This is a genomic window from Parageobacillus sp. KH3-4 (assembly GCF_022846435.1).
GTDB lineage: Bacteria > Bacillota > Bacilli > Bacillales > Anoxybacillaceae > Parageobacillus > Parageobacillus thermoglucosidasius_A.
The window spans coordinates 1,285,964-1,307,038 of sequence record NZ_AP025627.1 but is presented as its reverse complement, the minus strand read 5'-3'; the positions used below and the strand labels follow the sequence as shown (position 1 = coordinate 1,307,038).

Sequence of the window (21,075 nt, the reverse complement as noted above, 5' to 3'; positions counted from 1 at the left end):
GCTATACAAGTTGCTTTGCTTTCAACATCTGCGTCAATGCAGCAATAACCCGTTCGTTTTGCTCGCGCGTACCGACCGTAATGCGTACCGCCGTTGGAAAACCGAGCGCGTTCCCAGAGCGAACGATAATTCCGCGTTCTAGCAAATATTGAAAAACTTCATTCCCTTCAATGCCAAAATCGATCAACACGAAATTAGTTTGCGACGGATAATAGCGCAACCCGTTTTCCTCGCAAAAGCGATAAAACGTTTGTAATCCTTGCTTATTTTTTTCTACACAGTCGCGAATAAAAGCTTGATCGTCCAACGCAGCAACGGCGGCCGCTTGCGCAATGCTTGATGTATTAAACGGTTCGCGCGCCGGCTCGATATCGCGAACGATCGTTTCGCTGGCAATGCCGTATCCAACCCGGAGCGCTGCTAAACCGTACGCTTTCGAAAACGTGCGTAAAATCATCAAATTTTTATATTGGCGGAGAAGCGGAATGGTTTGCGGATAATCATCCGCCGTCGCATATTCGTAATACGCTTCATCCAAAACGACAAGGACATGGCTAGGAACACGCTCAAGGAAGGAAGTAAGCTCCCGTTTATTCACATACGTCCCCGTCGGGTTGTTCGGATTGCATATCCAAACGACGCGCGTTTGCTCATCGATCGCATTCAGCATCGCTTCCAAATCATGGCGCCCATCCACAAGCGGAATTTCACGAACTTCCGCCCCTTCAATCACCGCGTTATGGCGATATTGCGGAAACGTCGGCGCCGCCATCACCGTGTTCGTATTCGGCGACAAAAACGCGCGGCAAATAATTTGCACGACTTCATCGGAACCGTTGCCGAAAATAAGCTGTGTTTCCTTTACTCCAAGATGCGCAGCAACTTTTTCGCGCAGCAGGCGTGCATATCCGTCCGGATAAATGGCGAGACGGTCCAATTGTTTCATGATGGCTTCCTTCGCTGCAGGCGAACATCCGTATGGATTTTCGTTGGACGCTAGTTTGATAATATCCGTAAGCCCATACTGCCGTTTCACTTCTTCAACGGATTTTCCCGGTTGGTAAGGGGGAAGCCCCCGCAACTGTGTTTTAATTTCCATGATGACACTCCCTATCATTTCTGTTATTGCACCGTTTCATCAAGCGGCGCTGTCAGCGAGCGAGCGTAACGGCGAAACTCAGCGAGCGCCTCCTCTTTTTTTCCCGGTGTTTGCAAGCGGTCGCTAAGCTGTTCAATTTTTTGGACAAGCGCGCTGCCGATGACGACACCGTCACAATAGCTTTTTAGCATGCTCACTTGTTCGCTTTTCGAAATGCCAAATCCAACGACGACAGGAACATGGCTATGCCGTTTTACTTCTGCCAAAAATTCGTTTAATGTTTCCGGTAACGTATCACGCACGCCGGTCACACCGAGGGATGAAACGCAATATAAAAATCCTTGCGCATTGGAAGCGATCATTTCAATTCGCTTTTTCGATGTCGGCGCCACGAGCGAAATCAGCGGGATTCCCGCCGCCTCGCCAAGCTTGCGAACCGGCTCGCTTTCTTCAAAAGGCAAATCCGGAATTAAAACGCCGTTCGCTCCATTTTTTTGCGCTAAAGCAAAAAAGGATTCTTCTCCTAATTGTAACACAGGATTGTAATACGTAAAGATAATAATCGGAATTTTTACGCCTTTTTTTCTCATTTCAGGGATTAATTCGATCGCTTTTTGCAGTGTCATCTGCTGGCGCAGCGCTCTTGCCGCTGCCCGTTGAATAACCGGGCCATCCGCCAACGGATCGGAGTACGGAACGCCTAGTTCCAAAATATCGGCTCCCGCCTCTTGAAGCGCCAAGGCCAGTTCAATCGTTATATCCGGTCGGGGATCCCCGGCGACAATAAACGGGATAAACATTGGCTTAGTTACGGTTAGCAATTGCAACGTCGTTTCCCCCCTTTTAAGTGATTCATCATTGTCTGCACATCCTTATCGCCGCGGCCAGATAAACAAACGAGCACCGTTTGATCACTTCGCATCGTTTTCGCAAGCTGAACTGCCTTCGCCAAAGCATGCGCCGACTCAATCGCCGGAATAATCCCTTCTTCCCTAGACAGCAGTTGGAACGCCTTGATCGCTTCGTCATCCGTAACGCTTTCGTAACGAACGCGGCCGATGCTGGCCAAATAAGCGTGCTCCGGTCCAACCCCAGGATAATCAAGGCCTGCAGAAACGGAATACGGCTCCATAATTTGCCCGTGCTCATCTTGCAATAAATACGTCATCGCCCCATGAATGACGCCTTTTGTTCCTTTTGTGATCGTTGCGGCATGATACGGCGTGTCGATGCCTTTTCCGGCCGCTTCCACGCCAACGAGCACCACGTTATCTTCCAAAAACGGATAAAACATGCCAATCGCATTGCTTCCGCCGCCCACACACGCAACGATCGCATCCGGAAGCTTTCCTTCCCGCTCGAGGAATTGGCGTTTCGCCTCATCACCGATAATGCGCTGAAATTCGCGCACCATTTTCGGATACGGATGCGGGCCGACAACAGAACCGATCATATAAAAATGGTCGTCGCAATGTTGCACCCAATAGCGAATCGCTTCGTTCGTTGCGTCTTTTAACGTACGGTTGCCGCTGTAAACGGGAACAACTTCGGCACCTAACAATTTCATCCGGAATACGTTCAATTCCTGCCGTTTTATATCTTCTTCCCCCATAAATACGATGCATTCCATTCCAAAATGGGCCGCCACCGTCGCCGCGGCAACGCCGTGCTGACCTGCCCCCGTTTCGGCAATGATTTTTTTCTTTCCCATTCGCTTGGCGAGCAATGCCTGTCCAATCGCATTATTGATTTTATGGGCGCCGGTGTGGTTTAAATCTTCTCGTTTCAAGTAAATTTTTGCGCCGTTTAGTTTTTTCGTTAAATTAGGCGCAAACGTAAGCGGCGTCGGACGACCGGAATACTCTTGCAAAATTCGTATATATTCCGCTTTAAACTCTTCATCGGCGAGCGCTTTGGCAAGCTCTTCCTCTATTTCTTCGAGCGGAATCATTAGCGTTTCGGGAACGAATTTTCCGCCAAAATCGCCAAATCTACCATTTTCGTTTGGAACGTTATACTTATACATAGTTCGCCACCTTCTTCTCGATTTCTTTCATTTTTTTAACGCTTTTTTCCCCGTTTTCTTCAATGCCGCTGCTAATGTCGATGCCGTAAGGGCGGTACGAAAGCAGCTTTTCCACGTTTTCCGGCATGATTCCGCCGGCGATAAAACAAGGCGCCGCTTGACGCGCTGCTTCTTCCAAATAAAACGGGACATTCTTCCAGTCGAATGAAATTCCCGTTCCGCCCCACGCTCCGCTTACTCGGCTATCCACCACATATCCGTCGGCGATGCCAGCGTATTGCTTCATCTTCGCAAGCGCGTTCCCATCATGATGAATCGCTTTCCACACGGCAAGGCCCGTCGCTTCTTTTATTTTTGCGATATACTCGACCGTTTCATCGCCGTGGCATTGGATCACCGCGAGCGGAAGCTGCGACGCCGCGCCGATGATTTTATCAATCGGCGCGTTGACAAACACGCCGACAAGCTGTTTATCACCAAGGGAAATACATTTCAGCCATTGCTTTGCCGCTTCCACTTCCACTTTTCGCTTGCTTTCTGCAAAAATCAACCCAACGTAATCCGCTTTGCTTTGGACGCTTTTTTGCAAATCGGAAGCGGTGCGGTTGCCACAATATTTAAGACGGACGGCCAATCGTATCGACCTCCTGGAATAGTTCGTAAACCGCGGCTTCGACATCGTCTTTTCGCATCAGCGATTCCCCAACAAGCACCGCGTTTGCGCCGTACGTTTTCACCGTTCTCAAATCGGAAGAAGTAGCGATACCGCTTTCGCTGACTACCACGCTCCCAGCCGGCACGAAAGGGATGACCTTGCCTGTCGTTTCCAACGCGGTGACAAACGTATGCAAATCGCGGTTGTTAATGCCGATAATTTCCGGCGTAAAAATCTCTAAAATGCTTTCCAACGTTTTGCGCTGGTGCACTTCGACTAAACACTCCAAACCTTTGTCGTACGCCTCCTGATATAGCTCATACAACGTTTTTGCCGGCAGCGCTTCGCCGATTAATAAAATCGCATCCGCTCCGATTCGCACGCTCTCCTCAATTTGCATCCGATCGATAATAAAATCTTTGCGCAAAATCGGAAGCTGCACCGCTTGTTTCACATCGCTCAAATAACTGCGATGCCCTTGGAAATACCGTTCATCCGTCAATACGCTGATCGCATCCGCTCCCGCTTTTTCGTACGCTTTCGCGATCGCCACAGGATGAAAATCCGGACGAATCACCCCTTTAGATGGGGAAGCCTTTTTCACTTCAGCGATAAGACCGATGGAGCGGTTTGGCTTTTTCAGCGCCCCCGATAGCGAACGGCGCTTTACGTTCCGCAACGGCTCCGGCAATGTCAGTGCTTCCACTTCTTTTCGTTTCGTCGCGATAATTTGTTCAAGCATATTTCTCTACCTCTTTCATCCGCAACCGTTCGAATTGTTCATAAGCTTTCTTTGTCATCACCGCTTCTTTTGCCATTTCGACCCCTTCGCGAATCGTCGCCGCTTTTCCTGCCACATATAGCGCTACGCCGGCGTTAAAGATGACGATGTTAGTCGCGCTTTCATTCGCTTTTCCTTCCATGACCGCCTTTAGCAGTTCGGCGCTTTGTTGCACCGTGCGGACTTGAATATGTTCTAATTTCCCGCGCTTGAGCCCATATTGTTCCGGCGCGAGAACAAAACGGCGAATTTCCCCATTTTTCAACTCGACAACGTCCGTTTCTGCCGAAATGCTGCATTCATCCAGCCCATCTTTTCCAGTGACAAATAAAACGTGTTCCGAACCGAGCCGGTGAAGAGTTTCCGCGAGCTTTTCCGCGTAGCTTGTAGAATAAACGCCGATTACTTGCCGCTTGCACCGCGCCGGGTTCGCCAGCGGGCCAATTAAATTGAAAACGGTGCGAAAACCAATTTCTTTGCGCGGCAATGCGGCATATTTCATCGCTGAATGGTAAAGCGGCGCGAATAAAAAAGCCAATCCTTTTGTTTTTAACGCTTGTTTCGCTTCTTCCGGCGTCGCTTGAATATCGATGTGAAGCGCCTCTAACACGTCCGCGCTTCCGCTTTTCGAGGAAACCGCGCGATTGCCGTGTTTAGCTACTTTGACGCCAAGCGATGATACGACGATCGCCGCCGCAGTAGAAATGTTGAACGTCGCTGCTTCGTCTCCGCCCGTTCCGCACGTGTCGATCACTTCTTCTTCATAATCGAGCGTCATCATCTGATTGCGCATCGCTTTCACCAATCCTGTTAGTTCGTCAACCGTTTCCCCGCGCAACCGCAAAATCGACAAGAAGCTGGCAATTTGACTGGCCGTTGCTTCTCCCGACATAATCGCCGTCATCGCCTCATACGCCTCTTCTTCCGTCAATGTATATCCTTCGACACATTTGGCAAGAAGTTGTTTAAACATATATATTCTCCCCCTTCACAAACAGTTGCTCGGCACGTTCAATCGCTTTAATTAAGGCGCTCGCTTTATTGCGCGTTTCCTTCCATTCCAATTCAGGAACGGAATCGGCGACAATCCCCGCGCCCGCTTGCACATAAGCATAACCGTCTTTGACAATCGCCGTCCGAATCGCGATGCATGAATCAATATTGCCATCAAAACCGATATAGGCGATTGTGCCGGCGTATAAATTTCTCGCCGTCGGCTCCAGCTCTTGCAAAATTTGCATCGCTCTCACTTTTGGCGCCCCGCTTACCGTTCCTGCCGGGAACGCCGCCAGCAGCGCATCAATCGGATGAACCCCTGTTTTTAACACGCCGGTTACTTTCGAAATTAGATGCATAACATGAGAAAATTTCCCGATTTCCATTAACACCGGCGTTTCGACAGTGCCATATTCCGCGACTTTTCCGATGTCGTTGCGGGCTAAATCTACCAACATGTAATGTTCCGCTCTCTCTTTCGGATCATCGTAAAGCTCCTTTTGCAGACGATCATCTTCTTCCGCCGACCGCCCCCTTCTTCTCGTCCCGGCGATCGGATGAATTTCCACATGGCGGTCATAAACTTGAATGAGTTTTTCCGGAGAACTTCCGACAATTTCTACATTATCGACGCGAAAATAAAACATATATGGTGACGGATTAATATGGCGCAACATGCGATATATTTGAAAACCGTTCACTTGGACCGGGACGGCAAACCGCTGCGATAATACTGCCTGAAAAATATCGCCGCTAACGATATAGTCTTTGATTTTTTCGACATCCCTCATAAATGACGCTTTGTCATAATTGGATATAACGCCCTGAAAGGAAACATTCGTTTCCTCGTCGTCGCCGCGAAGCAATAACAACGGCTCTGCCCGTCCGCTCGCCGCCTTTTTCATTAACGCTTCCATCCGCTTGACCCCTTCTTCGTATTTTTTCTTTTTCGTTTCCTCTTGGTCCTTATCGGACAAGCGGACATAATGAATAAACACCATTTCCCGCTTATGATGGTCAAACGCGATCAGTGATTCGCAAATCGTAAAATAGCCTGTTTTCATCGGAATATCGCGATTGGGATGCATTGGGACTTTTTCGATTGCGGAAATAAAATCGTATCCTAAAAAACCGACCGCGCCGCCAACAAATGGAATTTCATCGGTAAGCCGCTTGACGCGAAGCTGTTTTTCGATAAACAAAAACGCATCCTTGAGCGAAGAAGCTTTCATGATTTCTTTGCCATGCTCATCCATCACCGAAAATGAACGGCCTGTTTCGCTTTCAATCGTCAAAAAAGGTGATAAGCCAATAAAGGAATAGCGCGCCCACGGCGATGAATCATCTTTGCTTTCGAGCAAAAATACTGCTTCGTCTTGCAAATTTTCAAAGATCTTCAGCGGCTCGAACACATCCGCAAAAAAGCGGCGCACAATCGGAATCGTCTGGAAATGAGTCGCGTCTTTTAAAAAAGTGGTGATCGTGCAGTTTTTCAATGATTCTCCCCTCCGTTCGTTCGGATGGAGAATGAGGGTTTATGAGGCGAAAAATGAGGAAATGAAAAAACCCAAAGACAAATGTCTTTGGGTAGACTTCTCCTCGCTTGCGCAAAAGCTCACCTCAGCTAAACTCACTCATTCTCATCTACCCTCATCTCGCTCTGCTCTTCCACTGTTCACTTATCGCTTTGTTTTTTATCATATTATATTTCTGTTTTTTTTGTCAACAAATCCGGGCGCAATGCAACAGCATCCCGCAAATAAATATGAGAAATTTCTTCTTGCTTTTTCGCTGTATGGACGGTCATCATCACGCGTATGCAACGCGGCAGTGAATGAGGAACAGGAATTTCCCGCATGCACATAACCGGAACGTACGTCCATCCTTCTAAGCGGCGCAGCGCTTGCGCCGGAAACGCCGCCGTAATATCCTCGGTAACGGAAATAAGAACGAACGATACATCGCTTGCCGCTACACCATTGGCACGGATCATTTCCTTCAGCAATGTTTCCGTTGCATTGACAATTTCCTCCGCTTCATTGCGCTCAACGGTAATGGCACCACGAATCCCGCGGATCATTCTCTCCGTCATTTTTCCCCTCCTCCCGCTGCGAAAATTCGCCAAGCAGCGCGAGCAGCGTTTCATCGTCAAGCGACGTTACTTCCACCGCGCCAATGTCTTTCAAAAGCACCATACGGACGGTTCCCGCTCTTGCTTTTTTGTCTCCTTTCATTTTTGAAAGGAGGCGATTTACTTGCAGTTGTTGCGGAATAGAAACAGGAAATCCGTATGTACGGAACCAAGAAGAAAAACGATAGTCGTCAAACGACACTCCATATACTCGTTCGCTGACAAAAATTGCAAACAGCATCCCAATTGCTACGGCATCGCCATGCGTTATCGCTCCATAGCCAAGCTCGTTTTCAATCGCGTGCCCAAGCGTATGCCCAAAATTTAAATGCGCGCGAACTCCTGCCTCTTTTTCGTCTTCCCGCACAATGCTCGCTTTCACTTCGATTCCTTTCTTAATGCAATATTGCAATCGTTCTCCTTTTAAGTCGGCAAGCTCGCGAACTTCTTGCCGAAGCCATTCATAAAAGCCGCGGTCGCGAATGAGCGCGTGCTTGATGACTTCGGCAAAACCGGAGCGCAGTTCTTTTTCCGGCAGAGAACGCAAAAAAGCGATGTCATAAACAACCGCCTCCGGTTGATAAAACGCTCCAATCATGTTTTTGCCGAGCGGATGATTAATCGCTACTTTGCCGCCGACGGCGCTGTCATGCGCGAGAAGCGTCGTCGGTATTTGAATATATCGAATGCCGCGCATATACGTGGCGGCTACAAATCCAGCTAAATCGCCAACGACGCCGCCGCCGAAGGCAAGAATAAGCGACTTGCGGTCAAGCCCGCGTTGAAGCGCAGTCGTTTGGCACGCGTAATATTGTTCAAACGATTTCGCTTCTTCCCCGCCCGGTATGACATGCGTATACACATCATAGTCATCGTCGAGCAACGCGCGAAGCCTCGACAAATACAAACGCTCTAACGTTTGATCGGTAATAATAAGCACTTTCGTCCCTTTGGAAAAGGACAGTTGGCGGAGAATATCCGGTAAAGATTCAATGACTCCTTCGCCGAGAAACAACGGATATTGTTTTGTTTTCGTCTCGATCCAAATTCGTTCCATTGTTAAAACCCCTTTGCGTAACGGCGCATTTTTTCGACATTTTCTTTAATGAGATCCATTCGGTCTTGGCCGAACTGATCGACGATTGCCGAAGCAACTTCCCAGGCAACGACCGCTTCCGCAACAACGCTTGCCGCCGGTACTGCGCAGCTGTCAGAACGCTCGATGCTTGCCGTAAACGGCTCTTTCGTTTCAATATCCACGCTTTGCAGCGGTTTGTACAACGTCGGAATCGGCTTCATCACCCCGCGCACGACAATCGGCATCCCAGTTGTCATTCCGCCTTCAAATCCACCGGCGCGGTTTGTCCGCCGCATAAATCCTGTTTCTTCGCTCCAAATAATTTCATCATGCACTTCGCTTCCCGGACGCCGCGCCGCTTCAAAGCCGATGCCAAATTCGACGCCCTTAAACGCATTAATGCTAACAATCGCCGCGGCAATTTTCGCATCAAGTTTCCGATCGTAATGAACATGGCTGCCAACCCCGGCAGGGACGCCTTCCACAATCACCTCGACAATGCCGCCGATCGAGTCACCGTTTTTCTTCGCTTCGTCAATCGCTTCCATCATTTTGACCGCTGCTTTTTCGTCAAAACAGCGCACCGGCGACTCTTCCGTCACTTGCTGCAATTCCTCAAGCGAATGATAATCAAGGCGCTCCGCGCGGACCCCGCCAATTTCTATCACATGTCCGGCAACGCGAATGCCAAGCTCTTCTAAAATTCGTTTTGCCACCGCTCCGGCCGCGACTCGTACCGTCGTTTCCCGCGCTGATGAACGTTCTAATACGTTGCGCATGTCACGGTGCCCGTATTTTAACGCGCCGTTTAAATCGGCATGGCCTGGGCGAGGCCGCGTCACTTTCCGTTTTACTTCTTCGGTCTGATCGATTGGCTCAATCGACATAATGTTCTTCCAATGTTTCCAATCGCGGTTTTCGACGACAAGCGTAATCGGGGAACCTAACGTTTTTCCATGGCGGACGCCGCTGAAAATCTTCACTTCATCTTTTTCAATTTGCATCCGCCGGCCGCGGCCGTATCCTTTTTGCCTTCTTGCCAGCTCTTTATTAATATGTTCGGCAAGCAGCGTCAGCCCTGCCGGCACCCCCTCCAAAATCGTCGTTAACTGCGGTCCGTGTGATTCACCTGCTGTTAAATATCTCATCTCTTTTTCTCTCCCTTCAACTCTTTAACGCGTTTAAGTAACAATATATCATAAATTTGAAAAATGAAAATAGTTTCCTACAAAAAAAGAATTCATCTTGCCGATGAACTCTTCGATAGGCTAATTGATTTTGCGGTAAAAAAACGTGTCTTCCATTTCAAAACCGTACAAGCCCGGGTTAAAAATTTGTTCCGTGCTGCCGACAAATAGGATTCCGCCTGGCCGCAGCGCTTGGTTAAATTTATAGTAAAGCCGTGCTTTCGCCTCTTCTGTAAAATAAATAAGCACGTTGCGACAGACAATCAAATCGAATTGGCGTTCAAACGGATCGGCGAGCAAGTTGTGCTTTTTAAACGTCACCGCTCTTTTTATCTTTTCGTCGATTTTATAATGCATCCCTTCTTTCGTAAAAAACTTCTTTTTCATTTCTTCCGGCATTTCTTGCAGCGACCGTTCCGTATACATCCCTATTTTCGCACGGGCGATCGCGTTTTCATCGATATCAGTCGCTAAAATCGAAACATGGGCGAGCGGCACCAATTTCGATACAATCATCGCCAACGTATAAGGCTCTTCCCCGGTAGAGCATGCGGCGCTCCATATTTTTAAACGGCGGTTCTGCTCGAGAAGTTTCGGCAAAATTTTTTTTTCAAGCACTTCCCACCGTTTTGCATTTCGATAAAATTCCGACACGTTAATCGTCATTCGGTCAAGAAATTCATGAAATAGTGCTTCATCTTTTTCCATTGCTTGAAAAAATTGCTGAAAGTTTTTTAGCCCTCTTTTTTCATAGAGCGACGTTAAGCGCCTTTTCATTTGCGCCTCTTTATATTGCGAAAGATCAATGCCTGTTTTTCGCTTGATATTCTCAATAAACTGTTGGTAATCGTTCATTCCCGTTTTTCCTCTCTTTTTCTCATTTCCAACCGAATACCTATGTTTTAGTATAGCGCAAAACAGATGGAAAAGAGAATAAAAAACCGGCCATTTCGCTGACCGGTCGTCGTCTTTTTTAATATATCCATTGGTTCATTAATTTCGAATAATCGACAAGCTCCTCTTCTTTGAAAAATAAACGAATTTCCCGTTCAGCGCTTTCCGGGGAGTCCGAACCGTGAATGACGTTTTTCCCGACAGTCAAGCCATAATCGCCGCGAATCGTACCAGGCGCCGCTTCCTGCGGGTTTGTTTTTCCCATCATTTGTCTGGCCGTCGCAATCACGTTTTCGCCTTCCCACACCATGGCAAACACCGGACCTGACGTAATAAAGTCCACAAGCTCCCCGAAAAACGGGCGTTCCTTATGTTCCGCGTAATGCTGTTCAGCCAATTCACGGGATACTTGCATTAGTTTTGCACCAACAAGCTGAAAACCTTTTTTCTCAAAACGAGCAACAATCTCGCCGATCAAGTTGCGCTGAACCCCGTCAGGCTTGACCATGATAAACGTTCTTTCCATCATCTATTCTCCACCCCTATAAGTATGTACTAGGAAACTGAATTCCCACCAAAATAGTATCACTGTTTTCGCTTATTAGCAATATTGCCCTTGAAAGCGTTAAGAATCCCTTTTTCCGATATATTTTGCGATGTCATACAATGTAGAACGCGCTTTATTTTTCGGCAACGTTTCTAATACACGAAACGCTTTTTGCAAATACCGATCGCTAAGCGCGTACGATTTTTCAATCGCATCAGTTTGTTTGATCAACGCAATAATTTCCTTCATTTCGTCCGGCGTCGTCTTCGGATGGACAGCGGTAATCCTCTCTCTTGCCCTTTCATCCTCCATTGCGAATAACACAGGGAGCGTGACATTTCCTTGCAATAGATCGCTCCCCGCCGGTTTGCCAAGCTGCGCTTCTGTACCGGTAAAATCGAGAATATCATCCGTAATTTGAAACGACATGCCAACATAATACCCGAACAAATAGAGGCGATCCGCCACCTCCTTTGCCGCGTTTGCGGCAATTGCTCCGAGCTGGCAGCTTGCCGCGATCAACAGCGCGGTTTTTCGTTTGATGCGCCGCAAGTAACAACGAAGACTTTGATCAAAACGATATTTATCTTTAATTTGTTCAATTTCACCGCGGCATACCTCGACAATTGTATTCGCCAAAATGCGGTGGGCAAGCGGATTTTCAAGGCGCGTCATCAATTCAAGAGAGCGGGCAAACATATAGTCGCCGGCATACATGGCAAACCGATTGCTCCATTTTGCCTTAATCGTTTTTCTTCCTCTCCGCAGCTCTGCATCATCGATCACGTCATCATGAACGAGAGAAGCCATATGGATTAACTCTAACGCCACCGCCACATGTTTAACCCGTTCAATATCATACGTGCCGAATTTCGCGGCAAGCAATACAAAAACGGGACGGATCCGCTTTCCGCCCGCTTGTAACAAATGTAACGCAGCTTCGCTCAACTGCGCATAATCGGATCGGACCGTTTCTTCTAATTCTTTTTCCACAGCACGTAAATCCGCATTCAAAAACGAATACATCGCTTTTAATTTCATGATGTTCACCTTTATTATCGTTTATAGCCTAAGTGCATCGCAGCAACTCCAAATGTGTACGGCTTCACTTCAATATCGACAAAGCCGGCAGCGCGGAACATCTCTGCAAGTTCATCCCTTCCAGGAAAATCACGCGCCGATTCTTGAAGCCACGAATATTCTTCATAACTTTTCGCAAACAATTTTCCAAACAAAGGCATAATAAAGCGAAAGTAAAAATAGTACAACTGGCGAAATCCAATTAATGTCGGCTGCGATGTTTCAAGACAAACGACTTTGCCGCCTGGTTTTACGACGCGGTGCATTTCTTTTAGCACTGCCATATAGTCAGGCACATTGCGCAAACCGAAGCCAATCGTCACATAATCAAACGTATTGTCGGGAAACGGCAAGTTCATTGCATTGCCATGAATCAGTTTTACATTTGTCAACTGGCGTTCTTTTATTTTTTGTTCTCCAACTCGCAGCATATTTTTGCTGAAATCAAGTCCGTATACTTCGCCGCTTGGACCGACGGCCTCCGCAAGCGCAATCGTCCAATCGGCCGTGCCACAGCAAACGTCAAGCGCCTTTCTTCCTTGCTGTACATTCATTCGCTTCATCGTATCTTTGCGCCATTTCAAGTGGCGCCGGAAACTAATGACCGAATTCATGCGGTCGTAATGTTTGTAAATTTTCTCAAACACATGATGGACCCGTTCTTCTTTTGATTGATACATGCTTCTACCCTTCTTCCACCGTCTTTTTTGCGACGGCTGAAAAACCGCCAGTTAACTCGGAAATGCGGACTTGCAACATCTCATTGACTTCCAATTTCATTTTTAGCAATTTTTCTTTGCAATGGTCAATATACCGATTGCAAATGTGGAGCAAATAATGTTTCTGCTCCTTCGTCACCGCTTTTGTTTTTGGAAATACGATATTTGCCATCTGCTCAAACAAAGCAGAAGAACCGGAATGGATGAACGCTTCTTTTTCCATGTTTAACCGTTTCAACAGCAAATAATCATGCGAAAAGCTTGCCCATAACGGGGCAGAAAAATATTCCCCCATTTTGCAAATCAATGCTGACTCAATCGTTCCAACGCTGTCAAACAACGTTTCAATTCGCTCCACATCTTTTTGATACAATCGAATTTTGTGCTCATTAATCTCTTTAATCGCTTCCGCAAACAGACGGATCATCGAAATTTCATTCCGCTTTGCTAAGTAATCGTAATATAAGCCACTATATAAATCCCCTGCAAGCACAACTAATTGCCGCGTTTTTAAATCATCATCTTCGCGGCTGGAAGCAGAATTCGTCACTTCGTCATGGGTATCAAGGGCGATTTGCACAAGCATCATCGGGATAATATAATTGTCCGCTTTCTCTGGGGAAATTTTCACATCTTCTAACATGGATAACGACAGCAAAATGCGATCTTCATCGATCGGCCTTGTTGATATATGCTGAAACAAATAGGAATGGTGAAGAAATCGTTCGATTTGTTCTTTTAGCGTCGTAATTTTTTTCATGATGTTTTTCAATATAATCACCCTTGTCCCCAAAAATTCGCACAAAATATAACGGAGTAATTATAACATAATTTTTTTTGAAGCGCTCTAGTTTCATAGAAAATCGTTCATTACTTTTTTCCTTCCGATTCGATTTCGCCATGTCTCGTCTGAATATGCGCTTTTCCTCTTACCTTAATCGCCGATGTATGTTCGGTGAATTGAGCGATTAACACTTCCCCTTTATCCAGCTTTTCCGAATGATGAAAACGTGTATCCGCTCCTCTCGTTAACCCAATGACGTTCACACCATCTTCCAGCGCTTTAATGACGACATAATCGCTGTTGATATGCATAACCTCTCTCCTCCTCATTTCGTTATTCGCATATTTTATCCTTTTATGAGGGAAAGCACTTCCGCGCGGGCAGTTTGGTCGGTTTCAAACGACCCTCTCACCGCTGTTGTCACCGTTTTGGCTCCCGGCTTTTTCACGCCGCGCATCGTCATGCACATATGTTCTGCTTCGACCACTACCATTACCCCATATGGATCTAACGTTTCCATAATCGAATCGGCAACGGTCGCCGTAATGCGCTCCTGCAATTGCGGACGGCGGGCCACCGCCTCCACCGCTCGTGCCAGCTTACTTAATCCTGTAACTTTTCCGCCACGAGGAATATAGGCAACATGCGCGACGCCGAAAAACGGGACCAAATGATGCTCGCACATAGAGTAAAACGGAATATCTTTGACAAGCACTAACTCCTCATGGTCTTCATTGAACACAGTTTGAAAATACTGCTTCGGATCTTCATGTAACCCGGAAAATACTTCCGCGTACATCTTTGCGACTCGTTTTGGTGTGTCGACTAATCCTTCACGGTTCGGATCTTCGCCAATTGCCTCTAAAATTAAGCGAACGGCATATTCAATTTGTTCATAATTCACGTGTGACATACAAGCAACATCCTCCTGCATCATAAAAGCTGAATGTAATCCGATTCTAGCATATGTAACGAAAAAAAAGCAAAAAAGAAGGGCAGCGTATCGCTTACCCTTCCTTTGCAAGCTCTTAATTGCTTTTATATGTAAACTTATTTCACAGCATCTTTAAGAGCTTTTCCTGGTTTGAATGCAGGAACTTTGCTCGCAGGGATTTCCATTTCTTCCCCTGTTTGCGGGTTGCGCCCTTTGCGCGCCGCGCGCTCGCGCACTTCAAAGTTCCCAAAGCCAATTAATTGGACTTTATCGCCTTTTTTCAGCGCTTCTGTAATAGATTCAAATACAGCGTCCACCGCTTTTGTTGCGTCTTTTTTGGAAAGGCCGCTAATTTCAGCCACTGCGTTAACTAATTCTGTCTTATTCATGCGATTCACCTCCTCCCAAGAGGGTTGTCAAAATTGCTTGTAATACCATTTCTTCACATTTTCTTATATTTCTATACGTATAAAATGCGGTGACATGCCTAATATTAAACAATTTATCACTATAATTCAACACATTTTCAACAAAACAATAAAATTTAGGCACATTTCACCAAAGAAAGTAACTTTTTCTGATAAAAGATTATCATATGTCCTATGCGTTATCAAGATAAAATCCTTGTTTTCTAAGGGTTTCTATTAATTTTCTCGCATAGTAAAAATAAAAAAGACTCCAATCTTGGAGCCTTCTCTTATAAAATAATGGCGATTAATCCGCCGGATCCTTCGTTAATAATGCGTTCAAGCGTTTCTTTTAGCTTGTAACGTGCGTTTTCCGGCATAAGGGCAAGCTTTGCTTGAATGCCCTCGCGGACAATCGAGCTAAGCGAACGGCCAAAAATATCGGAATTCCAGATTGAGAGAGGATCATCTTCAAAATCTTGCATTAAATAACGGACAAGCTCTTCGCTTTGTTTTTCCGTGCCGATAATTGGCGCAAATTCCGATTCAACGTCCACTTTAATCATATGAATGGATGGAGCTACCGCTTTTAACCGCACGCCGAAGCGCGATCCTTGACGAATGATTTCCGGCTCATCGAGGCTCATGTCGGAAAGCGCCGGCGCCGCGATGCCATAACCGGTTTGTTTCACCATTTTTAACGCATCGGCGATTTGGTCATATTCTGCTTTTGCGTGAGCAAAATCTTGCATAAGCTGCAGCAAATGATCTTTTCCGCGAATTTCCACGCCAACAACTTCTTTTAAAATTTGGTCATACAAATCGTCCGGCGCGTACAAGTCAATTTCGGCAATTCCCCGCCCCATTTCAATGCCGGCAAGACTCGCCTTTTCAATGAAATCATATTCGCTAAATTGCTGGACAACGCGATCCACATCGCGCAGCCGCTTAATATCTTTAACTGTATCGCGGACAGCATCTTGATAGCTTTCGCGAAGCCAATGATCTTCGCGGAGCACCATGACCCAGCTTGGTAAATTTACATTCACTTCTAATACCGGAAATTCATATAATGCTTCACGAAGCACGTTATACACATCGGCTTCTCTCATGCTTTCGACGCTGATGGCTAACACTGGAATATCATATTTTTCGGCGAGCTCGCGGCGGAGCGCTTCCGTATCCGGATGATGCGGACGAACGGTGTTGACGATCATAATAAACGGCTTGCCGACTTCTTTTAGCTCGTGAATGACGCGCTCCTCGGCTTCGACATAATCTTGACGCGGAATTTCGCCGATCGTGCCGTCCGTCGTAATGACCACGCCGATCGTCGAATGTTCTTGGATCACTTTTCTTGTTCCGATCTCCGCCGCTTCGTGAAACGGAATCGGTTCCTCGTACCACGGCGTATGAATCATGCGCGGGCCGTTCTCATCTTCATACCCTTTTGCACCGGGGACGGCATAACCTACACAATCAACAAGGCGAATATTTACTTCTAGCCCTTCGTCGACTTTTACGGTAACCGCTTGATTTGGCACGAATTTCGGCTCGGTGGTCATAATCGTTTTTCCGGCGGCGCTTTGCGGCAATTCGTCTTGCGTGCGCGCTTTATCTGCTTCATTTTTAATATTCGGGATGACGACAAGCTCCATAAACCTTTTTATGAAAGTCGATTTTCCTGTTCGGACCGCACCGACTACTCCTAAATAAATATCGCCACCAGTTCGTTCGGCGATATCCTTGAAAATATCGACTTTTTCCAAATGACTCCCCTCCAGTCTTTTGGGCCGTTATAGTTAACAACCGAATTCGCTAGTATCGTAGGACACTATATGAATATGATGTTGTCCTATTTGTTTATGACTAAAAATGTATAAAAAATCCCTTCTCTAGAATGTATTTTCCTAGAGAAGGGTTCATGACTCATTTTGTTAAAAAAACCGGTTCATTTGTTTTGGCGTCAATCGTATACGGAAGGGAGTAGGCGGGCACAAATAGCGAATGTTTCACCAATATGTCGCGAATGTCATCGCCAGGGCGGTAATGGTGTTTCTCTTTTTTTAACGCGTTATATAAGTCGATGCGGTAATCGATATAAATTTTCCCGTTCCCATCGATGACAAGCGGCAAATTGTTGCCGGAAAACGGGCTGACGACATGCGGCGGTTCTTTATATCCGAGCTTTTTATAATCTAAAGTAAACACTCCCGGCGCGATCATTTCCTTAAACGGCGGATAGCGGTGGTCATCCCGATACATTTGCAAGCGCAGCTTTAAATCACGAATCCGTTCGGCCAGACGCAAGTCGAGCAATTTCACAGTTGGGTTTTTTTCTGCGTCGACGATGACATATTGGAAAACTCCGCCGCTTTCATAAGCGTTTCCTGGTGGTTCCTGCATATAGCGCGGCACTAACTTATTAAAATCAATAGGATATTTTTGATAAATAGGAGTTTTCATGTCGCGCGTTTTAATCGGCAAAAGCCCTCCCGTTGCTTTGCGGTATTGATTCACCGCCGATTGCACCGCAGCGACTTGGTCTTCATACGGGATTTGATTTTGCTTCAGCCGTTCCTTTGGGTATAAACAGCCGGAAAGAGATAATACAATCACGCATGATATCATACAACGAACGATCCATCTCATCGAAATCCATCCTTTAACCTCGTCTACTATTCTGGCGTAGGCCCGCTAAACACGACAAAAATAATGATAATCCCTGCTAAAATCATAAGAACATAGGCGATCAATGCAAAAATAAAGCGAATAATCTTGTTTTTTGCTTTATAGCGGCTGATATAAATCGAAAATACCGAGATAAACATGAATACCATGGACGCAATGGCAATCCACATTTTCGCCAACGCCGGTGACATCGCTTTTCCTCCTTTTTTTCGACACTATTATAACAAATAAATATATTTTGTTTCATGTAGACGCGGACTTTATGCATGAACAAAAAAACTGAAGTAAAGCGGGGCTTTTCTTTACTTCAGTTTAACAACAATACCCTTGATCCGGAAGCTCAAGTCTATAATTGTTCGTAGTATTGTATGCGAAGCGCAGACGCCTTGTATCCTCGAACGCCTATTTTCCTCGTTTTTACCGCTGCGGTTCTGTAAGAATATTCACTAAATCGTCCATCTCTTGCGTTTTTACGCGCGACATTAACGAATCAGCCGCATCCTTTGGATCTTTTCCGTCAAATAACACTTCATAAAGCACTTTCGTAATCGGCATTTTTACTCCAAGCTTTTTGGAAAGCTGATAAGCGGCCTTCGTTGTTCTTACCCCTTCTACAACCATTCCCATGCTGTCAAGCACTTCCTCGAGCTTTTTCCCTTTTCCCAACATGTGGCCAGCACGCCAATTTCGCGAATGAACGCTTGTGCATGTGACAATTAAATCGCCAACCCCCGTCAATCCCGCGAACGTTAGCGGATTGGCGCCAAGCGCACAGCCTAACCGGGCAATTTCAGCGAGCCCTCTTGTCATTAGCGCCGCTTTCGCATTATCCCCATATCCTAATCCATCGGTAATGCCCGCAGCTAAAGCAATGATGTTTTTCAACGCCCCGCCGAGCTCCACCCCAATTAAATCCGGATTGGTATAAACGCGAAAGTATTGGTGGTTCATAAACAAATCTTGAATGTGCTCCGCCGCTTCCATGTTTTTTGACGAAACGGTCACGGTCGTCGGATGGCGCAAGCTCACTTCTTCTGCATGGCTCGGACCAGACAGGACGACGACATCGCGCAAAAGCTCTCCCATTTCTTCCTCAATGACTTCAGAAACACGCTTATGCGTGTCTGGCTCAATTCCCTTGCTTACCGCTACAATGGTGATCGGTTCGCGAATGCAAGCGCAGACTTTCCGCAGCACTTCGCGAATCGCTTTTGTCGGTACAGCCAGCACCACCGTCCGGACGCCGTCAAGCGCTTGGCAAAGGTCGGCATAGCCGACAATCTTTTCAGGCAAGCGAACATTAGGCAAATATTTTTCATTCGTTCGTTTTGTATTGATTTCCTCGATTTGCTCCGCACGGTGCCCCCAAAGCCGTACTTGATGCCTGTTATCAGCGAGGACTAGCGCAAGCGCTGTCCCCCAGCTTCCTGCACCTAACACTGTAATTTGTTCCACCGTTTCTCACTTCCTTATTTATGAATTGCCTGTCGCTCCTCGTTCTTTTTTGTCTAGCTTCGGGCGCCATCAGCTCGCGTCGCTTCGGCCCACCTGCAGCGGCAACAGGATTGAGTTAACTTTTCTGAGCAACTCACGCAAGACCAAACTTTGTTTTGCCTGAGCCTCCCCGCAGGCCTTTCAGCACGTAGGCCAGGATGGCGCCGTTATCCTCAGAACGTAAACGGACTTTAGGCAAATTGGAGACGTCCTACTACGCTTTTATCATTTTCTCGGTCTAGCGATGATTTTTATCGGTGTTCCTTCAAAGCCGAACGCGTCGCGGATGCGATTTTCCAAAAAGCGCTCGTAAGAAAAGTGCATTAGCTCCGGGTCGTTGACAAATGCGACAAAAGTCGGCGGTTTTACCGCTACTTGCGTCATATAATAAATTTTTAAGCGCCGGCCATTATGCGTTGGCGTCGGATTCATTGCTACCGCATCCATCATCACTTCATTCAGCACGTTTGTTTGCACGCGCATTGCATGATTTTCGCTTACCATGCGAACAAGCGGCAACAGCTTATGTAACCGTTGCTTTGTTTTTGCCGAAACAAAGATCATCGGCGCATAATCAAGAAACGGAAAATGATTGCGGATTTTCCGCTCAAATTCGATCAATGTTTTGTCATCTTTTTCAATCGCATCCCATTTGTTTACGACAATAATCACACCCCGCCCCGCTTCATGGGCATATCCGGCAATTTTTTTGTCTTGTTCGATAATTCCTTCTTCCGCGTTTAACACAACAAGGACGACATCAGAGCGCTCAATCGCTTTCAGCGCGCGCAACACGCTATATTTTTCAGTACTTTCGTAAATTTTCCCTCTTTTTCTCATTCCCGCTGTGTCAATAATAACATATTCCTGTCCTTCCCGCACAAACGTCGTATCGACGGCATCGCGCGTCGTTCCGGCAATATCGCTGACAATGACGCGTTCTTCCCCTAAAATGGCGTTAACAAGAGAGGATTTGCCAACGTTTGGACGACCGATTAAACAGAACTTAATCACATCTTCTTCATATTCTTCCTGACCGCGTTTTGGAAAATGGCGGACGACCGCATCCAACAAATCGCCGAGTCCTGTTCCGTGCGCGCCGGAAATCGGATACGGATCACCAAATCCGAGCGCATAAAAATCGTAAATGAGATCGCGCATTTCCGGATTGTCAATTTTATTCACTGCAAGCACGACAGGCTTGTTTGAACGGTGCAAAATCTTTGCCACTTCCTCATCGGCCGCTGTCACTCCATCGCGGCCGTTCGTCATAAAAATGATCACGTCCGCCTCATCAATAGCAATTTCCGCCTGTTGACGAATTTGCACTAAAAGCGGCTCATCGCCGATATCGATCCCGCCGGTATCAATTAAGTAAAACTTATGGTTCAACCATTCAGCGCTGCTGTAAATTCTGTCGCGAGTTACTCCCGGAACATCCTCAACAATGGAAATACGTTCGCCGACAATTCGGTTAAAAATCGTTGACTTTCCAACGTTCGGACGACCGACAATTGCCACGACTGGATTAGCCATGCTATCACCCTTTCTTTACGTATCGCGACTGTGAAA

General features: G+C 46.6%; 23 protein-coding genes. All 23 read right to left on the bottom strand.

Annotated elements, in window-relative coordinates:
* Position 1: 1 nt before the first annotated feature.
* A complete protein-coding gene (gene hisC / locus MWM02_RS06825) occupies positions 2 to 1,099 on the bottom strand; it encodes a histidinol-phosphate transaminase (protein WP_064550220.1) in 1,098 nt (365 codons plus the stop codon).
* 23 nt (positions 1,100 to 1,122) lie between these two features.
* Positions 1,123 to 1,899 carry a tryptophan synthase subunit alpha gene (gene trpA / locus MWM02_RS06820; protein WP_064550335.1) on the bottom strand — a complete coding sequence of 259 codons (777 nt, stop codon included), beginning with the start codon at positions 1,897 to 1,899 and terminating at the stop codon, positions 1,123 to 1,125.
* Between the two features lie 14 nt (positions 1,900 to 1,913).
* Positions 1,914 to 3,125, bottom strand: a complete 1,212-nt coding sequence (trpB, locus tag MWM02_RS06815) for a tryptophan synthase subunit beta (protein WP_244403286.1) — start codon at positions 3,123 to 3,125, stop codon at positions 1,914 to 1,916.
* Positions 3,118 to 3,759 (bottom strand): phosphoribosylanthranilate isomerase, encoded by a 642-nt coding sequence (locus MWM02_RS06810; protein ID WP_244403284.1) that lies wholly within the window; start codon positions 3,757 to 3,759, stop codon positions 3,118 to 3,120. The genes trpB and MWM02_RS06810 overlap by 8 nt, the downstream gene beginning before the upstream one ends.
* On the bottom strand, positions 3,743 to 4,522 hold the full coding sequence (gene trpC, locus MWM02_RS06805) for an indole-3-glycerol phosphate synthase TrpC (RefSeq protein WP_244403282.1): 780 nt from the start codon (positions 4,520 to 4,522) through the stop codon (positions 3,743 to 3,745). Before trpC ends, MWM02_RS06810 begins: the two co-directional genes overlap by 17 nt.
* A complete protein-coding gene (trpD, locus tag MWM02_RS06800) occupies positions 4,515 to 5,534 on the bottom strand; it encodes an anthranilate phosphoribosyltransferase (RefSeq protein ID WP_064550213.1) in 1,020 nt (339 codons plus the stop codon). Before trpD ends, trpC begins: the two co-directional genes overlap by 8 nt.
* Positions 5,527 to 7,053 (bottom strand): anthranilate synthase component I, encoded by a 1,527-nt coding sequence (gene trpE, locus MWM02_RS06795; RefSeq protein WP_244403280.1) that lies wholly within the window; start codon positions 7,051 to 7,053, stop codon positions 5,527 to 5,529. The genes trpD and trpE overlap by 8 nt, the downstream gene beginning before the upstream one ends.
* 206 nt (positions 7,054 to 7,259) lie before the next feature.
* Positions 7,260 to 7,637, bottom strand: a complete 378-nt coding sequence (gene aroH / locus MWM02_RS06790; RefSeq protein WP_064550334.1) for a chorismate mutase — start codon at positions 7,635 to 7,637, stop codon at positions 7,260 to 7,262.
* Positions 7,603 to 8,745 carry a 3-dehydroquinate synthase gene (aroB, locus tag MWM02_RS06785; protein WP_064550209.1) on the bottom strand — a complete coding sequence of 381 codons (1,143 nt, stop codon included), beginning with the start codon at positions 8,743 to 8,745 and terminating at the stop codon, positions 7,603 to 7,605. The genes aroH and aroB overlap by 35 nt, the downstream gene beginning before the upstream one ends.
* Before the next feature lie 2 nt (positions 8,746 to 8,747).
* Positions 8,748 to 9,914: a chorismate synthase gene (gene aroC, locus MWM02_RS06780; RefSeq protein WP_064550207.1), complete on the bottom strand. Its 1,167-nt coding sequence runs from the start codon at positions 9,912 to 9,914 to the stop codon at positions 8,748 to 8,750.
* Positions 9,915 to 10,034: 120 nt separating this feature from the next.
* Complete coding sequence (locus MWM02_RS06775) at positions 10,035 to 10,808, bottom strand: CheR family methyltransferase (protein ID WP_064550205.1); 774 nt, start codon at positions 10,806 to 10,808, stop codon at positions 10,035 to 10,037.
* Between the two features lie 118 nt (positions 10,809 to 10,926).
* Positions 10,927 to 11,373 (bottom strand): nucleoside-diphosphate kinase, encoded by a 447-nt coding sequence (ndk, locus tag MWM02_RS06770; RefSeq protein ID WP_003249570.1) that lies wholly within the window; start codon positions 11,371 to 11,373, stop codon positions 10,927 to 10,929.
* A gap of 99 nt (positions 11,374 to 11,472) precedes the next feature.
* The gene (gene hepT, locus MWM02_RS06765; protein ID WP_064550203.1) at positions 11,473 to 12,435 is read right to left on the bottom strand and encodes a heptaprenyl diphosphate synthase component II; all 963 of its coding nucleotides are present in this window, start codon (positions 12,433 to 12,435) and stop codon (positions 11,473 to 11,475) included.
* 14 nt (positions 12,436 to 12,449) lie between these two features.
* Positions 12,450 to 13,154, bottom strand: a complete 705-nt coding sequence (menG, locus tag MWM02_RS06760) for a demethylmenaquinone methyltransferase (protein WP_064550201.1) — start codon at positions 13,152 to 13,154, stop codon at positions 12,450 to 12,452.
* Positions 13,155 to 13,158: 4 nt separating this feature from the next.
* Positions 13,159 to 13,974, bottom strand: a complete 816-nt coding sequence (locus MWM02_RS06755) for a heptaprenyl diphosphate synthase component 1 (protein ID WP_064550198.1) — start codon at positions 13,972 to 13,974, stop codon at positions 13,159 to 13,161.
* Positions 13,975 to 14,063: 89 nt separating this feature from the next.
* The gene (gene mtrB / locus MWM02_RS06750; protein WP_064550196.1) at positions 14,064 to 14,288 is read right to left on the bottom strand and encodes a trp RNA-binding attenuation protein MtrB; all 225 of its coding nucleotides are present in this window, start codon (positions 14,286 to 14,288) and stop codon (positions 14,064 to 14,066) included.
* A gap of 35 nt (positions 14,289 to 14,323) precedes the next feature.
* Entirely contained in the window at positions 14,324 to 14,890 is a 567-nt protein-coding gene (folE, locus tag MWM02_RS06745) for a GTP cyclohydrolase I FolE (RefSeq protein ID WP_064550194.1), read from the bottom strand.
* 137 nt (positions 14,891 to 15,027) lie between these two features.
* On the bottom strand, positions 15,028 to 15,300 hold the full coding sequence (locus MWM02_RS06740) for an HU family DNA-binding protein (RefSeq protein ID WP_064550192.1): 273 nt from the start codon (positions 15,298 to 15,300) through the stop codon (positions 15,028 to 15,030).
* A gap of 308 nt (positions 15,301 to 15,608) precedes the next feature.
* Positions 15,609 to 17,087 (bottom strand): stage IV sporulation protein A, encoded by a 1,479-nt coding sequence (spoIVA, locus tag MWM02_RS06735; RefSeq protein ID WP_064550190.1) that lies wholly within the window; start codon positions 17,085 to 17,087, stop codon positions 15,609 to 15,611.
* A 160-nt stretch (positions 17,088 to 17,247) separates the two neighbouring features.
* Positions 17,248 to 17,970, bottom strand: a complete 723-nt coding sequence (locus MWM02_RS06730; RefSeq protein ID WP_244403278.1) for a hypothetical protein — start codon at positions 17,968 to 17,970, stop codon at positions 17,248 to 17,250.
* A 26-nt stretch (positions 17,971 to 17,996) separates the two neighbouring features.
* The gene (locus tag MWM02_RS06725; protein ID WP_064550187.1) at positions 17,997 to 18,200 is read right to left on the bottom strand and encodes a DUF2768 domain-containing protein; all 204 of its coding nucleotides are present in this window, start codon (positions 18,198 to 18,200) and stop codon (positions 17,997 to 17,999) included.
* Positions 18,201 to 18,426: 226 nt separating this feature from the next.
* Entirely contained in the window at positions 18,427 to 19,464 is a 1,038-nt protein-coding gene (locus MWM02_RS06720) for an NAD(P)H-dependent glycerol-3-phosphate dehydrogenase (RefSeq protein WP_064550185.1), read from the bottom strand.
* A gap of 264 nt (positions 19,465 to 19,728) precedes the next feature.
* Positions 19,729 to 21,039, bottom strand: coding sequence for a ribosome biogenesis GTPase Der (der, locus tag MWM02_RS06715; protein WP_064550183.1), 1,311 nt, complete (start codon positions 21,037 to 21,039; stop codon positions 19,729 to 19,731).
* Positions 21,040 to 21,075 lie beyond the last annotated feature (36 nt).